This window comes from Verticiella alkaliphila (assembly GCF_018904615.1).
GTDB classification, from domain to species: Bacteria; Pseudomonadota; Gammaproteobacteria; order Burkholderiales; family Burkholderiaceae_B; genus Verticiella; species Verticiella alkaliphila.
In genome coordinates, this window is the sequence record NZ_JADCNH010000005.1 from 77,600 (window position 1) to 95,238 (window position 17,639).

Sequence of the window (17,639 nt, forward strand, 5' to 3'; positions counted from 1 at the left end):
GGCTCGATCGTGGAGATCGGGGCTGTTTCAGGCCGCAAACAATAGGAACCTGCAGATGACCGGATTGATCTGCTAGAGGTACTTCTTGAAGCTGCCCGCAGTCAGGCTCACGGCCAGTCCCAGCAAGGCGGCGCTCGGCAACAGGATCAGCAATGGATGCACCGAGATCGGCAGCGCCAGGTACGTGATCCACGGCAGCACGGCCAGCGGCATGAGGCTGGCTTTCGCACGGTGGTAGATGAACCCGGATTCGCGGCCCGCGCCGAACCTGCGCACGTCGCGTCGCACCAGACCGTCAATCAGACCGACGAAAGCGGCCGTGAAGATCAGTGGCAACGTGAGCACCAGGACCAGCAGGCGCACCAGGAAGGTCAGCGTCGTGAAGGCTGCGGCGATGAGGTAGCTCTCGGCCCAGACATAGACTTGGCTGATGTAGTAGCGGAAGTTGCGCGTCTGCTCGTGGCTGGGCGCGCGGACGCGCTCGGCGGTCTGGCTCATGCGCGCCAGCAGCCCCGAGCGAACGAACACCCATTCGTAGCCTGTATCCACCAACTCGTGCGCCGTGCGCCCTGGCTCCTGCACGACCACGCTGCGCGTGAAGTGGCTGGACAGGTGCCCAAGCTCGTACTGCAACATCTGCTGGGAATGGCGCCAGCCCTGATCCTTCCAGAACAGGTGCATGCCGACGCACTCCACCACGATCGAGAACAGCAGCGAGCCAATCAATACCCCGAGCAGGCGAAATGGCAAGGTGATGGTGCCGACGATCAGACCCTGGCGCTGGTTCTGCTCCCGCTGCGCGGTCGAGGCGGCGTCCTTCATGGCGCGGCCTCGTCGGTACTGTGGTCGGTGTCGGTGGCCACCGCAGCAGGCTCGGCTGGAGCAGCATCGTCCAGCAGGTCATCGGGCAAGGCCGCATCCTGCAAGGCAGGGGAGCTAGTGAAATCCCACCACTGCGTGGCCTCGCTGTAGCTCTGGCGCATGTATCCGGCCAGTTGCTGCAGATCCGCCGGCATCACTTCATCCGGGTCTGGTGTCGGCAGCGGCATGCGAACCTTCCAAAGCTGGCCGCCTTGCAGCAGCGCGAAGCACTGGCCTTTTGGCAGGCCGACTACGTGCGATGGCTCGATCATCGGCACGCTGGACATGCTGATGCGGTCCTGGGTGTTCGACGTGAAATCCGTCGCGCCACGGATGTCCGAGCTGTCGGTCGCCCCTGAGACGATGGTGGTGGTATAGACCTCGACCTTCGGCAACTGCCGCGTCAGCAGTTCGGCGGTGGCCGTCTCGCGCACGCGCAGCATGAACAGGTTGTTGAAGTTGCCGATCACCTGGCCAGCTTTCGCGCGGTTGCCGATACGGGCCTCGATGTCCGAGAGGGTCTGCGTGTACGCGGTGACTTGCAGCCCGGCGCCGCCGCCTTTGTTGATAAGCGGCACGAATTCGTCACCCATGAGTTCATTGAATTCATCCGCATGGACGTTGATCGGCACGCGCGCGCCAGCCGAAGCGTCAGGCAGGCCATCGTCGATCCCGTGCTTGTAGATATGACCCGCGACCGAAACCAGGTCGGAGAACATGGAGTTGCCGACCGCTGCGGCAACCTCGGCGTCGGACAGCGCGTCCAGTCCCACATAGACGATGGCGCGCTTCCTGATGACTTGCATCCAATCGAAGATCGGGCGCGGGTCGGTCAGGTCGGAGTAGTTCGGGGCCAGGAGTTGGGCGATCTTGCCGCTGGTGAGCTTTTCCAGCAGCGGCAGCAACGATGCGACGATCTTGTCGAAGTAGGTCTTGTCGTACCGAACTGCCGAGCGCAGGCCGTCGAGCACCGGGTCGTAGTTGCGCGCCTGGGAGAGGTACTGCTCCAGCGCGACCACGCGCTTCTCGCGCCCGATCATGTTGCGCGGGATGTTCTTCTCGTTGAGCTTGGCCTCGATCTGGACGATCACCTCCCAGGCCTTGGGCTCGGTCTTGGCGAAGTAGTGCTGGGCGTACTCGATAAACAGTGCGTCGATGTTGATGACGTGCCGCTGGATCAGCATGTAGTCCGGGCGCTGCCCCAGTTCCACCAAAGCGCGGGCAATGATGTTGACGAAGCGCCACGCGAACTCCCGGAAGGCCGCGCTGTTGCCTTCACCGGAGAGTTGCCCTGCGATACGGGTGGCGACTTCCGAGATGCGACCGAAGCGTCCTACCGCGTTGTAGCGGGCGCTGATTTCCGGCCAACCGAGATGGAAGATGTAGAACTCGCCTTCACGGCCTGTGCGCTGGGCTTCGACGTACATCCGCTTCAGGAGATCCGCGTCGCCCTTGGGATCGATAACGATCACGACCTCGTGCTCGCCGGCAGCGTTCTTGCGACGGATGTCCTGAGTCACAAACAGCTCGGCCAGCCGCGTCTTGCCCACGCGCGTCGTGCCCAGCACCAGCGAATGTCCGACGCGCTCACCCAGCGGCAGGCTGACGTCCACCTCGTCGGGTTCGATGCCATGCAGCCGCGGCAGGCCACCTACAGGTGGCAGCGGGCGCACAGGGTTGAAAGGAACGTCCCAGCCCGTGAGAGCGGAGAGCCGGGACAGCGGGAACGGCGCGAATTCCAGCCGTTCCTCCAGCCGACGCGCCAGGCGATAGGCCGGTGTCGGCTCCGCGTAGCGGCGAAACTCCGGCCGGTATGTCTGCATGAGCCTATGGGTGTGCTTCTGCTCCCACAGGAATCCGCGCCCGATGAAAAGCCGCTGCTGGCTGACGGGCACATCCTTGCTTGTCATCACGTAGCGCGGCAGGCGGCGGATGTTGCGCCTGTAACGCAGGATGACGCGAGCGTCGCGGTAGCGGATCGCGCCGTAGGCGCCGAACGCCAGGGCGCTGCCGACGCCCATGGCAGGGCTCAGCGCGAGCGACCACGGGGCCACCAGGGACAGAAACGCGGCGCCTGCACACGCTGCGACGGTGTATAGCTCCACCGCTGGGCGTAGCAGAACCTCGATCGGCTGTTTCCCCGACATGGCTTCATTGCTCGATGCCGGTGGCCGTGATCAGCGCCGGGTAGTGCCGCAGGCCCAGGCGATCGGCCAGGTCGTCTCCGGCTACGGGCGCGAGCGGCACGCCCGGCACCAGGGCACGCAGCCGTGCCAGGCCCTGCGCGGTCTCGACATTGACCACCAAGCCGACCGCGCCGCGTTCGCGCAAAGCAATGCCGCGGCGCTGCAACCAGGCCCGGGAGGCGTCGTCGTCGCCGATGACCACGAACGGCCGCAGGCCGGGCGCTTCGATCACGCGCCGCGCGACGGTGCCAGGCGTGAGTTTGGCGCTGCGCACCGGCAGCATCGCTGCCTCGTCCGCGGGTGTGGCGGGAACCTGTGGCGTCGGAATGGGCGGCCGGGCCGGGACATCGGCGCGCGGCTGGAGGTTGAGGGCCTCGTAGTACGGCAGCGCCGACGTGCCACCGCGATCTTCGACCACGATCAGCGGATCGCCGGCACGCGATGCCAGCGGCAGACCCGCCAGCAGCACAAGCAGGCCCCGCAGGCCAGATGGGATTTCGTCATGGGGAAGTCTCCTGGCGCGTGGCGAGCACCGCGGCGTTTGGGCGTGCGCCCTGCACACGCGCGAGATGGCGCGACACGCTGCGCCGGTAGCGGGCGGCGGGCTCGCCGCCCGCAGGACGGTGGTAGCGGCCGATCGCCAACAGCCAGTCTTCGCCGGACGTGTGCTGCTCCTTCAGGATCTCAGCGGCGATGGCGAGGTTGCGATAAGGGTCCAGCAGGTCGCACGCGCTGGTGAAGCGGTGCTTGTGGTAACCGAGGTTGATCTGGCCCAGGCCTGCATCGATGCGCGTGTGGGGCGTGGCGCGCATTGCCTGTTGCAAGCCCGAGCAGGCGTCGGCGCGCGTGGCGAAGCGGCGCGACTGGCCGGCGACATTGAGGGACCACGGCCACGGGACGATGCGCCCGTTGCGCCGAACACCGCTCTCCTGCAAGGCCACGGCGTAGAGTACGGTCGAGGGGATGCCCGCCCGCTGTGCGGCGAGCTGGTAGGCCGGTGGTGGAACCTCCTGGGCATGGACGGCGCAGGCGCACAGGCCGGTAGCAAGCAGCAGTGCGCGCAAGAGCTGCGAGACGGAGGTCGCTACGGTTGACGCTGCCATTGGCCGTTCACCTCGCGCACAGCCGCGGGCAAGTCACCGGGCAGGCCCAGCGACAGCCAGCGGCCGCCGTCGTGGTTGAGGGTAATGCTGCCGCTGCGCACGCGCGCCGGGTCGATCTGCGCGCGCTTGGCCCAGTCGCGGATGCGTGCATCGTCCTGGCGGCTGCCCACCATATACAGGTCGAACTCGGCACCCGAGGATTGCAGGCGCTGCACGAGCTGCCCACAGGCCGCGCAGCCGTCCTTGACGAACACCGCCATTCGGCCGCTGCCGCGCGCGGTGCCGGCGCCCGGCCCGTCGTCGGGCAGGTTCACGCGCTGCATGCCGGGGTTCAGGCGCTGCCAGGCTTCGTCGTAGGCGCGTTGGTAGGCGAGCAACTTCTCGACGCGGCGTGCCTCGATTTGCACCTGCAGCTCTGCATAGCGCCGCCGTTCTTCGTCGGTGCGTGCCTCGATGCCTAGGGCAGACAGCGGGTCCAGGTTGGGCGAGTAGATGCCCAGCGGCCCATCCATCAGCTCGCGGTAACGCACCCATTCCTGGGGTTGGAGGCCCCAGTTGCTTGCTACTCGGTCGTCCAGGACGCGGGCGGCCAGCGGGCGCTCCTGGCTCTGCGCATTGCGGGCGGGAGCCGTGGCTGACTGCTGCGCCCACGCGGGCCACTGGACTGAAGCCAGTAGGAGTGCGGAAAGGATGATCGACGGCTTCATGTGGTGTGCTCCGATCAGGGAATCGCCACGCGACGGGTCTGGTCGCCGGCTTGGAACACCGCGGCGCTGCCATCGATTGCCTGCAAGCGCCATGGGCCGACCGCATCACCGGGCAGCAGCACCTGAAGCTGGTCGGGCGTGAAGTCCCCACTGCTCGGCGCGACGGACACGCTGCGCTGGCCTGCGCGCAGTTCGGCGCCGACGATGCGGAACGGCAATGGCGGCGGTTCAGACTTGGCTGCGGGCTTGCTCGATGTGCGCGGCTGGACGGGGGCTGCTGCACGCGCGGCGGTCTGGCGCGTCTTGATCTGCTCGATCTCCGCGCGCAGCGCCTGAAGGTCGTCGGCGGCTGCGTAGCCGCTTAGTGTTTTCTCAACCTGGGAAGCGCGTGCTTCCAGGATTTGGCGGGTGTCTTTGAGGTCCGCCGCCGTTGCGACGGCCGGACGCTGCTGGATGGTCTCGATGGCCTCGGCCAGGGCCACCGCCTGCGCTTCGAGGCGTTGCAGACGGGAATCGAGCCGTTCCTGGTCGGCCTGGTCGCTCATCGCCTGGTAGCCGAGGGCCACGATGACGCTTAGACCGAGCAGCCAGAGCCAGAGCAGGCTTTGCACCACCACGGCGGCGGTCGGGCGACGCGAAGATTGCGGAGCGTTCATGGCTGGCCTCCTGGAGTGGAAGGCATCAGCGGGAAGGTCTGCACCGCATCGGCGGCGGTCGGTTCGGGCATGGGTTCGGCGGCCACGCTGTCGCCGGGCCGCTCGAAGCAAATCTGTCGTGCGCGGTCATCCGCGTGCAGTTCCCAGGCCGGACCAGCCAGGGTGAGCAGCGCATCGCGCAAGGTCATGGGACCGAGATGCAGGTGCGCCGCCGGGAGTGGCAGCTTATACAGCTCGATCACGGCATGCGCCGTTTGGCACAGGCTGTAGCCGCTGCGCTTGAGCACATGCCGCAGCCCATCGCCGACCGTGGCGCGGGCATCCTCGGGCATCGACACGTCGATGGTCTGCAACAGCAGGTCGCGCTGCGCCGCTGTAGGGGCCAGTTCGACCAGCGTGTAGCGGGCGTAGCGCACGACCGGGATGTACTCGGGCGCTTCGGGTTCGGGCGCGGCCGAGACTTCCTCGATGGTGTCGGGCGCGACCGGCGCAGTCGTCGTCGCGCAGCCACCGGCCAGCACCGACCAAAGCAGGCCGAGAAATCCCGCCAGCAGGCGGCGTTCGGGATGGTGAAACCAGGGTGGAGAGGGGCACATAGCTCGGCGTCCTGAAACATCGAGCCCTCACCATCGCCGCTCGGGCTACGAGCGGCAGCAAACAATGCGAACCAGACAGCGCCCGATTTGCCGGCAGCGCCTTCACCAAAGAAAGGCCCCAAGTTGGGGCCTGTGAAAATGGGTCTCTTATTTCTCGTCGTCGATGCCCATGCGCTCACGCATTTCGGCGAGGAACGCCTCGGGGGCCATCAGACCATAGCGTGCCAGGCGCACAGGGATGTCCTCCGCATCGAGGTTCCCATCTTCGATGCGCTGTCGCAGGAAATCCGCAATCTCGGCTTCCAGCTTCCGTTGGGTGTCGATGGCTTCGGACGGTTGGGTGTTGGTATTCATGGAAATCTCCTTGGGATGAAAAAAGCGCAGCCACCTCCACGGAGAACGTGGGCGTGGCTGCAAGGTGGGAACAACAGAAATGCCGGCGGCGCTAGGCCGGCTTGTGGCGTGGGAATCAGGCGGCGACCAGTTGCCGGGCCAGTGCGACCTCGACGGAATCACCATCCTGGTTCAGGACATCCAGCCCCGATTCGGGTACATCGCCCGAGGTGGACTGCGAGACCATGATCTTCTTGGCCATCAGTTCGAGGCATGTCATCTGCGAGGAACCGGCGTAGCCGAGATAGATCACGCGCACGGGGTGCTTCTGCCCGATGCGCCAGGAGCGGCGTGCCGCCTGCTGGAGCGAGTACACGTTGTAGCCCGACTGCATGAACACGATCGTCGGGAACTCCAACAGATCCAGCCCCGTCTTGACCAGCTCGGGGTTGGTGATGAGCACGTCGATGCCACGGTCCAGTTGCTCGGCGATCCAGTCTTCGCGGCGGCTGGCGTCCACGCTCGCGCGCAGCACCGCCACCTTGAAGCCCTCCTGCTCCAGCAGCACCTTCAGGCGCGACGTGGTGTCGCGCGTGCCGGTATAGACCGTGTAGGCCAGAACCTTGCGGCCTTGCGCCTTCTCCTCTTTGCAGATGTCGATCAGCTCGCGCTCTTTCGGTGTCACCTCGAACTCGTTGAACTGAGCCGGGACGAACGCCAAGGTGTTGCGCGTGCGCGGATGCACCACGGTCTCCGACCGGAAGCAGCAATCCGGCCAGGCCAGCAGCACGTTGAGGACCACACCCAGCAAGGTCGTATCGCGTCGCGCCAGAGCCTGTTTCAGCTCCGCGGTCAGCCGACCCGCCAGATCGCGGTAGGCCGCGGCTTGCGCCGTGTCCATCGCGACTTCGCGGAACTCCTCGTCATACGGCGGCAGGACGTTGCCGCCGATGTCCTTGAGCTTGAGGAAGATCGTGAACGGCAGGATGCAGCGCAAGACGCCCTTGGGGCCGAAGCCCGGAGCCTTGACCGTGCGCACCGATACCTTGGTGCCCTTGGCCGTCTTGTGCGCCGTGCCGGTGCTCTCGGAGTAGATGTCCTTCAAGACCCCGTGATCGCGCATGAACGCCATCGCAGCCGAGGTCATGCTGCCGCTCGTGGTCGGGCGGTAGCCGTCTTCGATCATCCGCCCAGGCAGGGCTCGGAACAGCAGATAGAACAGGTCGTCCCCATAGCCGCCCATCAGCGTGCCAGTCAGCAGCAAGGTCTTGCGAGCCTTCGCCGCCAGCACGCCCATGGCCTGGCCTTGGGCACTGCCGCCGTTCTTGTACTCATGGGCCTCGTCGGCGATGAGCAGGTCGAACGTGCCTTGCGGCAGGTACCTCTTGATGAACTCGGACGGTTGGTAGCCGCCCTCGCCGAAGCCGAACTCCATGTTGGCCATCGCGCGTTCCATGCGCGTGGCCTGACGGTCGGAAAAGACCAGTTCGCCGTTGCCGTCCATGAGGTTGATGAACTCATGCACGTTGTCCCCCAACATCGAGGCAAGGAAACCATCACCGAAGCGCTTCATGAGCTTCTGCGCGGTGATTTCCCCGATGGTCGGGATGCGCTTCAAGGCTTTGAGGACGGCCGAGGACTGATCGCTGCCGGACAGGCTGCGCGGGCGGATCAGCGTCCACAAGGGCGCGGCGCAATGGCTGCACTTCCTGCGGTACTCCTCGGCTTCAAGCGCGACCGGGTTGACCGGCTCGCCGTCGAGGTCGGTGATGACCGTGCCGCAGTCCGGGCATGCGGCGACGTCGCCGTGGCGGGTGCGTCGCTGGGTGAAGACAGGCTTCCAGTGGAAGCCCATCCGCATCCTCACGCGGCCCAGGACGAAGAACTCCTGACCCGTGGGCTGCACACCCAACTGCTCACGCAGCTTGATGAGCTTGACGAGCGTATCCGGCCCGTTAAGCACCCACACTTTGGCGCCCGCTACCGTCTCCTGGATCTCGCGCCGCCACTTGTAAACAAGGTGCGGCGGCGAAAGAACCAAGGTGCGGCGGTAGCCTTCGGCGTTGAGCACGGCGGCCGTGGCGATGCCGACGGTCGTCTTGCCGCAGCCCATTTCGCCATTGACGATCGCGGCATGTTCGCCACGGTCAATCAGCAGCTCGGCGGCGGCATGGACGACTTCGGCCTGGGCCTGGAACAGCTTGCGCTTGAGGCTGGCGACGATGAGCTGGCGATGTGCCTGCGGTTGGCCGGTATAGACCGGCGGATTAGCGCTGTTGAGGGCGTCGAGCAGTTCGTCGCCGAACTCGCCGACGAAATCCTGAAGGCTCAGGGTCAGAGGGGAAGATTCCGCATCGAGCAGTTCGCCCTGTACGGGCGCGGCTTCAGCGGCATTGGTTTCGAGATCGAGGGACATGGTGATGCTCCAAAGAAAATGGGGCATGCACCACCCCCAGCGGGGCAGTGGCATGCCCCGTGGTGGGAAGTAAATCGGCGCGTGGCCGAAGGTGGTTGAAGGTGCTGGCCTGGATGGCCAGCGGGTGAACCGTGCTCAGTCCTCGGACGGCAGAACGATGACGGTGGCGCGGCGCTCCGCGTCGGTAACGATGCGAATGGCCAGCCCCGGGTGGATCACGTAGTGCGATGCCAGCGAAGCACCTGATTGAAGTGCGGTGCTGTTGGCCTGCCATTGCTGGACGTTGACGTCGCCCCAGTCACCACGGGTGTGGCGCCTGAAGTACGGGATCGGGTCGAGGCGACCCGAGCGGACCAGGCGGTCAATGCCTTTGCTGAAGATAAGCGCCCCGATGGGGAACGCCAGCCTCTGGCAGTAGGTTTCGATGCGATGTGATGCCATGGGCTCCTCCTTGAAAGGTTATTGAGCCACGACACCCCTGGCGGAGTGAAGTGGCTCCGTCAGGTGGATGGGATGACGAGGTGGTGCCTTCAGATCAGGTCGCGCTCTTCGGGAAGCTGGACCACCGTGGTCTGGTGGTCTTCGCTGGTCTTCACGATCAGCACCAACTCCGGCGTGATGCGGTACTGGGAGATCATCAGGTTGTCCTGATCGAGTGCGACATCGTTGGCCTGGCGGGTGGCCTCGTCGATCTCGCCCCAGTCGCCGCGCACGTGGCGCTGTACATAGGACAAGGGATCGATGAGACCTCGGCGGGCCAGCCAGTGCACCTTTTCGCTCAACTGCAACGAGGCCGGTGCGAACAAGGGTTGCTTGTGCGGCGCGGGCCGCTGGAACAGACGTGAGAGCATGGTGTTTCTCCTTCGATGAAGTGCAGCAGGACGTCAGGCGTCCGGGGGATTAGCGGATGGTCAGCACCTCGCCCCGTGTCGGGGAGCCAGGCGTCATGTCCCACGCGCGGATGACGGGCACGAACTTGTCGGTGAGGATGCGGGTCTCGGCGATGGAGCCGTCGTCGCGTTCGGTGAATTCCCGCTGGAGCGTCTTGTCCTTGTGGGTGTCACCCTTGACGACGAGCACGCGCCCGGTCTGGGAGCGCACGACGCCGGAAATCGCACCCGCGGCCAAAGCCAGGGCGAGATGCCAGTGGGACAAGGCCCGCGCCGGTGGACGCAGCGATTGCTGCGCGGCCCCTAGGTGCGTGTCCAGAGACGGCCAGAGACCTTGCAGCCTGCCAACCTCGTCGGTGAACTGTTCGGGCTCCATCGTCACGCGGAAGAAGTGCTCCGGCTCGGCCGGACTGGCGGGGACGATGTACGGCAGGAACGGCCAGTCGCTCGGCAGTTCCTCGGGTTCGACTTCGCCAAGCCCAACCTGCAGCAGCAGATTGCGCACGGCCTTAATCGAATCCGACGCCAGCTCGCGCTGACGCACCCGACGGCCGAAGATCACCACCTGCTTGAACTGCGTCTCCACCGCTCGGTAGATGCGCAGGTCCGTGTAGTGGCGTGTCAGCCAGCCGACCAGCTCCGCGTCGAGCACGTAGCCGGGGACGATGAAGACCAGCACGCCGCCGTATTGCAGCAACGACAGACTGCGCTGATAGAACAGCTTTTCGAGACGGGCGCGGCCTTGGCCCTGATAGCCGATGTTGCCGTTGATGTCCTTGGACAGGTCGCCATACGGCGGATTCAGCCAGAGCAGCCCGAAGGACTGCTTGGAGACCATCGTGTCCATCAGGTCCGCGTGTAGGCAGTGATCGACCAGGCCGCGGGCATGGCGTGCCCGCTCCGCGTCGAACTCGACCGCGAACGCCTTGGCCTGCTCGCGCCCGAGGGCGTGGGCGGCTTCGGCGATCGCCACGCCTTCGCCGGCGCAGGGATCAAGGATGCACATCGGCCCGTCGCTGGGCATCAGTGCGTTGAGGGCTCTTTCGAGCGTGGGTTCGTCGGTTGGGTAGTAACCGTTCTTGGCGAAATTGCGGGCGAGCCGCGGGAACATGAGGGCCATGGAAGTCTCCTGGTTGGCGGGGGATGAATGGCGGAAGCACGCCAAGGCGTGCCTCCGTGGGTGGGTCAGGCCGCTACCGCTTCCGGCGTCCAGATCTTGGCCGGATACGGATAGGCCGTGAGCACGTCACTGCGGATCAGGGAACCCAGCGCCAGGGTCAGCGCCGGCACGTCGATGGCGAGCCGATGGCCTTCCAACGGCCCGAGGGCGAACGGAAGGCGGGCCAGCATCTCGCGGGTTTGCAGCAGTTCCAGCACGGTCTCGCGCCAGTGGTCGAGCAGCGGCAACGGGCAGGTGTCCCGCACCAGCATCCACAGGCGGTCAAGCCGGTGGGCGCTGCCCTGTGGCAGCAGTGCCAGTGCGCTGGCGTTGGCCTTGTCGGGCTTGACGCAGCGCCGGTCGAACAGCCACACGTTGGAGAGCGATCCGAACAGCGTTCGCCGGTAAGCGCGCGTGATGCGCTTTTCCAGGCGATCGACGTTGCCGATGAACACCGGGACGCTGCCGCCCTGGTCGGTGATGACGTGGAACTGGTCCAGTCCCTGCTCGTCGCGCCCGAGGGTCAGGCGAGCGAGGAACTGCTGGACGGCGGTGTCGCGCGCCCAGATGGACAGGAAGATCAGGTTGCCCTGGTCATCGCCGACGCAGGCGTCGGCCATCACGTCCGGGCATTCGTCGATGCGGTACAGCGTGGAAGAAGTATTGGTGGGCATGGTGGTGTCCTCGGATGAACGGGAACAGCATCGCCCGCTGGGGCAAGTACTGCCCCGGGGGGTGGAAGAAAATCGCTCAGTCCGGCTCGAACTGCCGGGTGTGCGGGTTGAAGTGAAGCGCCTCGTCCACCGCGGTGATCGGCGTGAAGCCGTCCAGGTAGATGTTGTTGAGGTACTGGTCGCGGTAGGTCAGTGCCTGCCGTGCCTGCTCCTCGGTGAGGCCGTTGTCGATGAAGTACCCCAGCATTTCTTCGTCGGAGGAAAGTTCGTCGTTGGACAAACTGCCTTCAACGAGCTTCAACAGCGAGGCGGGGAGCGCAGCCAGGATCGGGTCCATGTCGGTTCCTCCTGACTCAGGCCAACAGCGCCGCGGCGGGTGCCGTGGATGCCGTGGGGGTGCGACGCCGCGCGTGGTAGGCGCGAACGCCTGCACGCCAGTCGGCGGACTGCTCCGGCGCCATGTCGAGGTAGCTCAACGGGCACGAGTAGTAGTACGGGTGCATGGACTCGTCCAGCGGCTTGTAGCCCCACTGGTTGCCGCTGCGTTCCAGAAGATCGCAGCGGATGTAGCGCAGGGACTGGCCCGGTGCGAGATCACGATGCACGCCTTCGGCCTTGGCCGTCACTTCCGCGACGGACCAGAGGACGTTGCCGCGCAGCGTGTGGGCGATGACCTTCACGCTGGCGCGCTCGGTCTCCTGCTGTGCGATCAGTTCCGCGATCAGTTCAGACCGCGATTGAGGTGAGAAATACCAGCCCATGAGAGGCCTCCTGAAGAAGTAAAGCCGGAGGCCTCCCCGTGGGGAAGAACCCCCAGCGGGTGATGGAAATGCCGCGTGTGCGGCGAAGGAACCTATGCTTTGCCCTCAGTCCCAGTCGTCATCGTCGCGATCACAACCGGCCGGGCAGTAGCCGAACTCGATCCCATGCGAGCAGTAGCCATGCTCCGCATTCCAGTCCTGGGTTTCCTGCCGTTCGGCAGGTGTTGCGTAGTCCCATTCCCGGGTCGCGATTTCCAGCGCTTGAGTGCGCTGGTCATGCGGCAACCGACTGGCTTGCGCGTCGATCTCCGAGCTGAAAAGCGTGACCCAGTGATCCCAGGACAGGCCGCAACCACGTTGGGCATGCTCGGCGGCCGTCTTGCAAACGGCGCGCCACGCGGTTTCGTCCAGCGCGGAACGGGGTGTATCGCAAGCGATGGTGGACATGATGGAGACCTCCAGAAGAAAGCCGAGGCCTCCCCCCGCATGGGGAAGGAACCCCGGCGGGTGGATGAAGAACACCGCGGATGCGGCGTCCGCAATCACGCAGGTTGCAGTTCGGCCTGGCGGCTCCACTCCTGCGTCTTGAAGTCCAGCGCGTAGCCCAGTTCGCCCAGGCGGGCGATCTGCGCGCGCAGGGCGCGGCGGTCGATGGTCGAATCCAGCTTCACGGACTCGCCCAGCGGCCACAACAGGCCGAACAGCGCGGCGTCGCCATCCTCGGTGCTGCCGGCGGCAGCAGCCGCAGCAGGCGGCGCGTCCACGCCGAAGGGCGTGGTATCGACCAGCGGGTCCGCGGACGCCTGCACGGGTGCAGGTTTGGCGGACCTGGATGCCTTGGCGGGCTTGGCCGGCGTTGCCACAGGCTGCGTCCCTTGCTCTTCATCGAGCGGATCGACTTCCTGCGGGGCGAAGCTATGTGCTTCGGCCTTGCTCAGCTTGTCGATGCCGAAAAGTGTCATACCGTCCAGGTTGGCGCGCATCTCGAAACGCATGCTGCCGTCGCTGATCGGATAGCCTTTGAGGAAGATGTAGCGAAGAACGAACTCCCCTTGGTACTTGCCCTCGGGGTATTGCTCCAACTCCGCGTCTTTAATCGTGAATTTTCCGAGTTGGCATTCGAGCTTGCCAACATTGAACTTTCCGTTGCGGCCGTGAATGGTGCGCAGCGCGAGCTGGCCCGGGACGATGATGGGCGTGGCCGATTTCTCGGGTGCCGATGTGACTGCATGATGCTTCTCCTTGAGGAATAGGAAAAAGGCAAGGCCCCGTGAGGGGCCATGCCGGATCAGAACGAAGCAGCCAATGCCGGCTCCTGCTCTTCGACTTCACCTGCGGGCTCGCGCTCGGCGGGCTTGACAGGCTGGTCGGCAGCGGTGTCGGCGGCGTCCTCGGCTTCGGGCGCGGGTGCGTCCTCGGCCTGCGCCTGGTTCGTCGGATAGACCTGCGTGCCGTCGATCTTGATCAGACCGATGTGGATCAGCGTCGATTCCAGGCTCGCTCCCGGCTCCCCGGCGCGCTCACCCTTGGTGCGGATGTACGGATCGATCTTCATGTCGTTCAACTTGAAGGCGATCAGCACCTTGCGGTCCCCTTCGATGGCCTGCACGCACCGGCGAACCAGGTGCTCGGCTTCAGGGGTGGCGACGATGGTGTCGAAGTACCGATAGTCCGGTTCACCGACAGGCCCGGCCAGAGCCGCGACGCAGCACGACAGGAACGGATCGCCATCCTTGGGGGTGACGTCCTTCGGACGGCTAAGGTAGCCGATGCCGCGGGTGATCAGCTCGTGCTGCTTGATGGAAGCCAGTTCGGCCCGGTCAAGCGGCTCGGCCTTGAGCAGTCGCGCCTTGAGAGACGCGGCGGCTTCACCCTTGCGCTCGCCCTTGTCGCGGATGTACGCATCGCCCCACAGGTCGCCGAGGCGGAAGCGCACCAGCGGGCGCTGCTTGGGATCGTCAACGCCGATGTAGCGCTGGACGAGGTTCTTGGCCTCGGCACCCGAGACCTTGACGTCGAAGTAGCGGTAGCTGGGGTCCCTGGCGGGGCCGACCAGCGCGGCAACGGTGCATGCCAGGAAAGGCTGCGCACGGCGGCCGCCCCGGACAGGCACTTCACGGACACGCTGGATATAGCCGATGCCCGAGGTGTGGAGGTCGAAATACGATTTCTCGTTGGACGTGGTGTTCATGGTGAATCTCCATAGGGAAGAAGCGGAGACACACCAGCCCCACGCATGCGGGGAAAGGTGCGTAACCCCGCGGTGGGTCGATAAGGCGAAAGCATCCGCCACCAGAGACTGGTGGCCGCTCGCGGATGGATGCGGTGCGAGCTGGCTCGGTCACGCAGTGGGAACTGCGACGCAACCTCGAAGACCGATGGTTGCCCGGCATGTCGCTGACAACGTCAGCAGGCATGGGGTCAGCATGGCCGGGCCTCGCGCGCGCGACAGCAATCAATCGGCATCCGGGCGCTTCCCATTTTTTCCAGGCTGCCCAGTTCCGCCCAAAAGAAAGCCCCCGAAATGGGGGCTTCAAGGGGTATGCGGACATTTTTGGACTACGCCGATTCCACCGCCGCCAGTGACAGATACGTAGCGGTGGCGGACAGCTCCAGATCATCTGAGCTTTGCAGAATGCGAGTGAAAACGCTGTCTTTCGGGTCGAAGAACTCGCCGAAGTCGTCGCCGCCAAGCTCGGCGCGTGCCAGTTCCCACCAGTCATCGAACGGGTCGGTATCCGGGTTGCAGCCGACGGCATAGGCCAGCAGCTTCACGCGGCCATCGGGGCGGCGCTCTCCGCGCTCGGCGAGGAAGTACACGCCCTGGTCCTTGGCCAGGGCGACGCGGCATTGGTTGGCGATGGCCTCGGCAAGCACGGGGCGCAGGTCGGAGCCTCTGAATCGCAGTGACATGGTTGAAATCTCCTGTATGGATGAAGAAAAAAAGCCCTCCACCGAAACGGATGGAAGGCTTGTGGGGCAGTCGCCGATAGGCTGTGGACTGATCAGTCGTGCCGCTAGGCTTCCTGTCTGGCACGTCAGGCTGGAATCGCCTGACGTTGCCGAGAGGCTTTGGCGTCGATCATGCTCACGTCGATCAGGCGCCAGCGCCCGTCGTCGATGAGCCGCTCCAGCACTTCACCGAGCATGTCGAAATACACCCCGTCGTGCCTATCGATCAACTCACCGTCGCGGTGCAGCTCCACCACGTAGGTGTCGCCGCCACGGTCGTAGAGGATCGTCACCTGACCCTCGAACTTGGTGGTTGAGACCGTGAAGCTGATCGCCGGCGGGGTCTCGATGATCTTGGAGGGCTTGGGATCGACCCAGGCGAAGTCGCGGGCACCTGCATCGACCAGCATGTGGGTGATGCACCGGAACCCGTCGGGCGCGGGCATCTCCTCCAACTGCTCGATGAGTTGGCCCAGCTCCATGCACTGCGGCTCGGGAATGGGCAGCTTGGCGGGTGCTTTGCCAAGGATATGCCTCGTGATGGTGTAAGGCGTGCCATCCGAAGTCTTCTCGGTGACGACTTCCGGGGTGTCCGCGCGCAGCCCGTCGAAACGTCGCCGGGCGTAGGGTTGGACATGGACCTTGGCGCCCTCGCTGGGAACGGTGGTCACCAGGTTGGGATCGAGCACGGCGAACTCGGAAGGCTTGAGCTTGACGACGATGGCATCGTCGGTCGCGGAGACTACCTTGCCGTTGAAGGGCTGAGGGTCGATGGCGAAGCCCAACGTCGAGGACTGCGGCTGATCATCGAATACGCGGTATTTGAACGAACGCACGTTACGAGGGACATGGCCCGCGACAAGCGAAGGCATCATGGATTTGATGAGGGAACGGTCCATGGGAATCTCCTTGAGGAAGAACAAGGGATTCCCCGCCCGCAAGGGAGAGGTCCCTTGTGGGTGGCGTGAACGGACGGGGTACGTCCATAGAAAGAAACGACCAGCACGGTTTCCCGCACTTGCAGCCTTGAAGGTCTCGGCTGCCAGGGCATGTGTCGGCAACGCCGACGAACATGGAGCAAGGATGGCTCTGGAATGGGCGGCCTGCTTGCAAGAAATCGCACAGCGTCGCACCCGCTTTCCTGCGCTGCGGACAAGAAAAAGCCCCTCGAAAGGGGCTTGGTTGGGTCAGGCTTCGTACACGAAGTAGTGCTCGCGCTGATGTGGGAAGAAGACATGCTTCCATGTATCGCCGCTGGTGTTGCCACCGTCGAAGACGACCATTTCGTAGTCGTCAATGTCGGTGTCCACCAGGTCGGCGCTGGCGATATGGCGCATGTGCAGCGTGCCGCTCATGCGCTCGAATACCAGGATCTGGCCGATGGCGTCGTCCTGGCCCATGGCATTGACGCAGGCGCCGAGCTGGTGCTCGAAGTCTGGCGTGCGCGAGATGAGGTCGGGGAACATGAGGTTGCTCCTATGAAAATGGACCAGCCCGGCTCCGGGAGGGAGACGGGCCGGTATGGGGGAGAACAAAGAGGAAGGATGTTGCGTCGAGCGGCTGCTAGGATTCGGCCAACGGCAGGCCCAACAGCACGGGTGCGTCGGCGTCGAGAATCAGGATGCGCACGTCGGCCTGGCCAGCCAGTTCAATGACGTTCGCCAGGTCATCCGGCATACCCTTGCTTCGGTGCTCCTGGCGAAGCTGCTCCGCACTGATGCCCTCGGCGTGGTCCAGGTTCTTGTCCGTCCAGGGGGTGGAGATCAGCTTGATGCCGATCGCCGGGCTGTACGGAACCCGGAACGCGATGAACAGGAATGCCTCCGGCGTAGCGAGGTCTGCCAGGTTGGCGAGGTATTGGCCGGTTTCTTGGCTGATGTGTGCGCTGCTGATTTCCCAGCACCGGCTGTAGTAGCCGGTCTCGAAACTCAGGCGCTGTACGACTTCCCGCGCTGCCTCTGCCGAATAGGCGTCGCCGACGTGGATGGGGCGACCGTCGAAGTCGTCGCCATGGATGGCATAGACCACGGCACCGATTACACCTTCGCCGCTGACACCTTCTGCGGTATCGCATTCGGCCAGCACCTCGGCACTCACGGGTTCGGGACCATTCCTGACCACGGCGAAATCGCTGGTGACGATGCACGAGGATGAAATCAGTTCCTCGTCGGAAAAGTGCTTTTGACTCGCGTGGATGATTCGCCAGACATGCGGGCTTCCGTCGTCGTAGCCGATGCACAGCGTGCGGACGATTTTTAGATTCCAGTAGCCGCGGAGAAAGGGATTGGGTTTCTGGGACATGGGAACTCTCCAGATTTGAATAATGGGGCCAATCCCCGCCACCG

Annotated in this window: 22 protein-coding genes; all 22 read right to left on the reverse strand. The window is 64.8% G+C overall.

Annotation, left to right across the window (positions count from 1 at the left end; all coding sequences use genetic code 11):
- Positions 1-72 precede the first annotated feature (72 nt).
- Entirely contained in the window at positions 73-822 is a 750-nt protein-coding gene (locus IMZ29_RS05465) for a TIGR03747 family integrating conjugative element membrane protein (RefSeq protein WP_033972371.1), read from the reverse strand.
- A complete protein-coding gene (gene traD / locus IMZ29_RS05470; protein ID WP_033972370.1) occupies positions 819-3,008 on the reverse strand; it encodes a type IV conjugative transfer system coupling protein TraD in 2,190 nt (729 codons plus the stop codon). The genes IMZ29_RS05465 and traD overlap by 4 nt, the downstream gene beginning before the upstream one ends.
- 4 nt (positions 3,009-3,012) lie before the next feature.
- Complete coding sequence (locus IMZ29_RS05475; protein WP_253206902.1) at positions 3,013-3,531, reverse strand: integrating conjugative element protein; 519 nt, start codon at positions 3,529-3,531, stop codon at positions 3,013-3,015.
- 16 nt (positions 3,532-3,547) lie between these two features.
- Positions 3,548-4,150: a transglycosylase SLT domain-containing protein gene (locus tag IMZ29_RS05480; RefSeq protein WP_029886383.1), complete on the reverse strand. Its 603-nt coding sequence runs from the start codon at positions 4,148-4,150 to the stop codon at positions 3,548-3,550.
- Positions 4,132-4,857: a TIGR03759 family integrating conjugative element protein gene (locus tag IMZ29_RS05485; protein WP_009459680.1), complete on the reverse strand. Its 726-nt coding sequence runs from the start codon at positions 4,855-4,857 to the stop codon at positions 4,132-4,134. Before IMZ29_RS05485 ends, IMZ29_RS05480 begins: the two co-directional genes overlap by 19 nt.
- A 14-nt stretch (positions 4,858-4,871) precedes the next feature.
- Entirely contained in the window at positions 4,872-5,513 is a 642-nt protein-coding gene (locus IMZ29_RS05490; RefSeq protein ID WP_029886382.1) for a hypothetical protein, read from the reverse strand.
- Positions 5,510-6,109 carry a PFGI-1 class ICE element type IV pilus protein PilL2 gene (gene pilL2, locus IMZ29_RS05495; protein ID WP_029886381.1) on the reverse strand — a complete coding sequence of 200 codons (600 nt, stop codon included), beginning with the start codon at positions 6,107-6,109 and terminating at the stop codon, positions 5,510-5,512. Before pilL2 ends, IMZ29_RS05490 begins: the two co-directional genes overlap by 4 nt.
- A 147-nt stretch (positions 6,110-6,256) precedes the next feature.
- Positions 6,257-6,463 carry a hypothetical protein gene (locus IMZ29_RS05500; RefSeq protein WP_009459683.1) on the reverse strand — a complete coding sequence of 69 codons (207 nt, stop codon included), beginning with the start codon at positions 6,461-6,463 and terminating at the stop codon, positions 6,257-6,259.
- A gap of 115 nt (positions 6,464-6,578) precedes the next feature.
- Positions 6,579-8,858, reverse strand: a complete 2,280-nt coding sequence (locus IMZ29_RS05505; protein ID WP_033972367.1) for a helicase-related protein — start codon at positions 8,856-8,858, stop codon at positions 6,579-6,581.
- Positions 8,859-8,993: 135 nt separating this feature from the next.
- Positions 8,994-9,299 (reverse strand): hypothetical protein, encoded by a 306-nt coding sequence (locus IMZ29_RS05510; protein ID WP_009459685.1) that lies wholly within the window; start codon positions 9,297-9,299, stop codon positions 8,994-8,996.
- 89 nt (positions 9,300-9,388) lie between these two features.
- Positions 9,389-9,709: a hypothetical protein gene (locus IMZ29_RS05515; RefSeq protein ID WP_033972366.1), complete on the reverse strand. Its 321-nt coding sequence runs from the start codon at positions 9,707-9,709 to the stop codon at positions 9,389-9,391.
- A gap of 49 nt (positions 9,710-9,758) precedes the next feature.
- Complete coding sequence (locus IMZ29_RS05520; protein ID WP_371820129.1) at positions 9,759-10,961, reverse strand: DUF6094 domain-containing protein; 1,203 nt, start codon at positions 10,959-10,961, stop codon at positions 9,759-9,761.
- Positions 10,934-11,581 carry a hypothetical protein gene (locus IMZ29_RS05525; RefSeq protein ID WP_033972364.1) on the reverse strand — a complete coding sequence of 216 codons (648 nt, stop codon included), beginning with the start codon at positions 11,579-11,581 and terminating at the stop codon, positions 10,934-10,936. Before IMZ29_RS05525 ends, IMZ29_RS05520 begins: the two co-directional genes overlap by 28 nt.
- A gap of 76 nt (positions 11,582-11,657) precedes the next feature.
- A complete protein-coding gene (locus tag IMZ29_RS05530) occupies positions 11,658-11,918 on the reverse strand; it encodes a hypothetical protein (RefSeq protein WP_033972363.1) in 261 nt (86 codons plus the stop codon).
- Positions 11,919-11,934: 16 nt separating this feature from the next.
- Positions 11,935-12,342 (reverse strand): hypothetical protein, encoded by a 408-nt coding sequence (locus tag IMZ29_RS05535; protein WP_033972362.1) that lies wholly within the window; start codon positions 12,340-12,342, stop codon positions 11,935-11,937.
- A gap of 105 nt (positions 12,343-12,447) precedes the next feature.
- On the reverse strand, positions 12,448-12,789 hold the full coding sequence (locus tag IMZ29_RS05540) for a hypothetical protein (protein ID WP_033972400.1): 342 nt from the start codon (positions 12,787-12,789) through the stop codon (positions 12,448-12,450).
- Between the two features lie 95 nt (positions 12,790-12,884).
- The gene (locus tag IMZ29_RS05545) at positions 12,885-13,535 is read right to left on the reverse strand and encodes a DUF3275 family protein (RefSeq protein ID WP_216181668.1); all 651 of its coding nucleotides are present in this window, start codon (positions 13,533-13,535) and stop codon (positions 12,885-12,887) included.
- A 95-nt stretch (positions 13,536-13,630) separates the two neighbouring features.
- Complete coding sequence (locus IMZ29_RS05550; protein WP_033972358.1) at positions 13,631-14,533, reverse strand: DUF3577 domain-containing protein; 903 nt, start codon at positions 14,531-14,533, stop codon at positions 13,631-13,633.
- A 368-nt stretch (positions 14,534-14,901) separates the two neighbouring features.
- Positions 14,902-15,255, reverse strand: coding sequence for a DUF3085 domain-containing protein (locus tag IMZ29_RS05555; RefSeq protein WP_009459699.1), 354 nt, complete (start codon positions 15,253-15,255; stop codon positions 14,902-14,904).
- Positions 15,256-15,380: 125 nt separating this feature from the next.
- On the reverse strand, positions 15,381-16,193 hold the full coding sequence (locus IMZ29_RS05560; RefSeq protein WP_033972355.1) for a hypothetical protein: 813 nt from the start codon (positions 16,191-16,193) through the stop codon (positions 15,381-15,383).
- A 288-nt stretch (positions 16,194-16,481) separates the two neighbouring features.
- Positions 16,482-16,760: a hypothetical protein gene (locus IMZ29_RS05565; protein WP_033972353.1), complete on the reverse strand. Its 279-nt coding sequence runs from the start codon at positions 16,758-16,760 to the stop codon at positions 16,482-16,484.
- Between the two features lie 97 nt (positions 16,761-16,857).
- Complete coding sequence (locus IMZ29_RS05570; RefSeq protein ID WP_017512403.1) at positions 16,858-17,595, reverse strand: DUF5983 family protein; 738 nt, start codon at positions 17,593-17,595, stop codon at positions 16,858-16,860.
- Positions 17,596-17,639 lie beyond the last annotated feature (44 nt).

Coding starts and splice junctions, on each gene's coding strand:
- IMZ29_RS05465 (WP_033972371.1), bottom strand. CDS start 822: ATGAAGGACGCCGCCTCGACCGCGCAGCGGGAGCAGAACCAGCGCCAG.
- traD (WP_033972370.1), bottom strand. CDS start 3,008: ATGTCGGGGAAACAGCCGATCGAGGTTCTGCTACGCCCAGCGGTGGAG.
- IMZ29_RS05480 (WP_029886383.1), bottom strand. CDS start 4,150: ATGGCAGCGTCAACCGTAGCGACCTCCGTCTCGCAGCTCTTGCGCGCA.
- IMZ29_RS05485 (WP_009459680.1), bottom strand. CDS start 4,857: ATGAAGCCGTCGATCATCCTTTCCGCACTCCTACTGGCTTCAGTCCAG.
- IMZ29_RS05490 (WP_029886382.1), bottom strand. CDS start 5,513: ATGAACGCTCCGCAATCTTCGCGTCGCCCGACCGCCGCCGTGGTGGTG.
- pilL2 (WP_029886381.1), bottom strand. CDS start 6,109: ATGTGCCCCTCTCCACCCTGGTTTCACCATCCCGAACGCCGCCTGCTG.
- IMZ29_RS05500 (WP_009459683.1), bottom strand. CDS start 6,463: ATGAATACCAACACCCAACCGTCCGAAGCCATCGACACCCAACGGAAG.
- IMZ29_RS05505 (WP_033972367.1), bottom strand. CDS start 8,858: ATGTCCCTCGATCTCGAAACCAATGCCGCTGAAGCCGCGCCCGTACAG.
- IMZ29_RS05510 (WP_009459685.1), bottom strand. CDS start 9,299: ATGGCATCACATCGCATCGAAACCTACTGCCAGAGGCTGGCGTTCCCC.
- IMZ29_RS05515 (WP_033972366.1), bottom strand. CDS start 9,709: ATGCTCTCACGTCTGTTCCAGCGGCCCGCGCCGCACAAGCAACCCTTG.
- IMZ29_RS05525 (WP_033972364.1), bottom strand. CDS start 11,581: ATGCCCACCAATACTTCTTCCACGCTGTACCGCATCGACGAATGCCCG.
- IMZ29_RS05530 (WP_033972363.1), bottom strand. CDS start 11,918: ATGGACCCGATCCTGGCTGCGCTCCCCGCCTCGCTGTTGAAGCTCGTT.
- IMZ29_RS05535 (WP_033972362.1), bottom strand. CDS start 12,342: ATGGGCTGGTATTTCTCACCTCAATCGCGGTCTGAACTGATCGCGGAA.
- IMZ29_RS05540 (WP_033972400.1), bottom strand. CDS start 12,789: ATGTCCACCATCGCTTGCGATACACCCCGTTCCGCGCTGGACGAAACC.
- IMZ29_RS05550 (WP_033972358.1), bottom strand. CDS start 14,533: ATGAACACCACGTCCAACGAGAAATCGTATTTCGACCTCCACACCTCG.
- IMZ29_RS05555 (WP_009459699.1), bottom strand. CDS start 15,255: ATGTCACTGCGATTCAGAGGCTCCGACCTGCGCCCCGTGCTTGCCGAG.
- IMZ29_RS05560 (WP_033972355.1), bottom strand. CDS start 16,193: ATGGACCGTTCCCTCATCAAATCCATGATGCCTTCGCTTGTCGCGGGC.
- IMZ29_RS05565 (WP_033972353.1), bottom strand. CDS start 16,760: ATGTTCCCCGACCTCATCTCGCGCACGCCAGACTTCGAGCACCAGCTC.
- IMZ29_RS05570 (WP_017512403.1), bottom strand. CDS start 17,595: ATGTCCCAGAAACCCAATCCCTTTCTCCGCGGCTACTGGAATCTAAAA.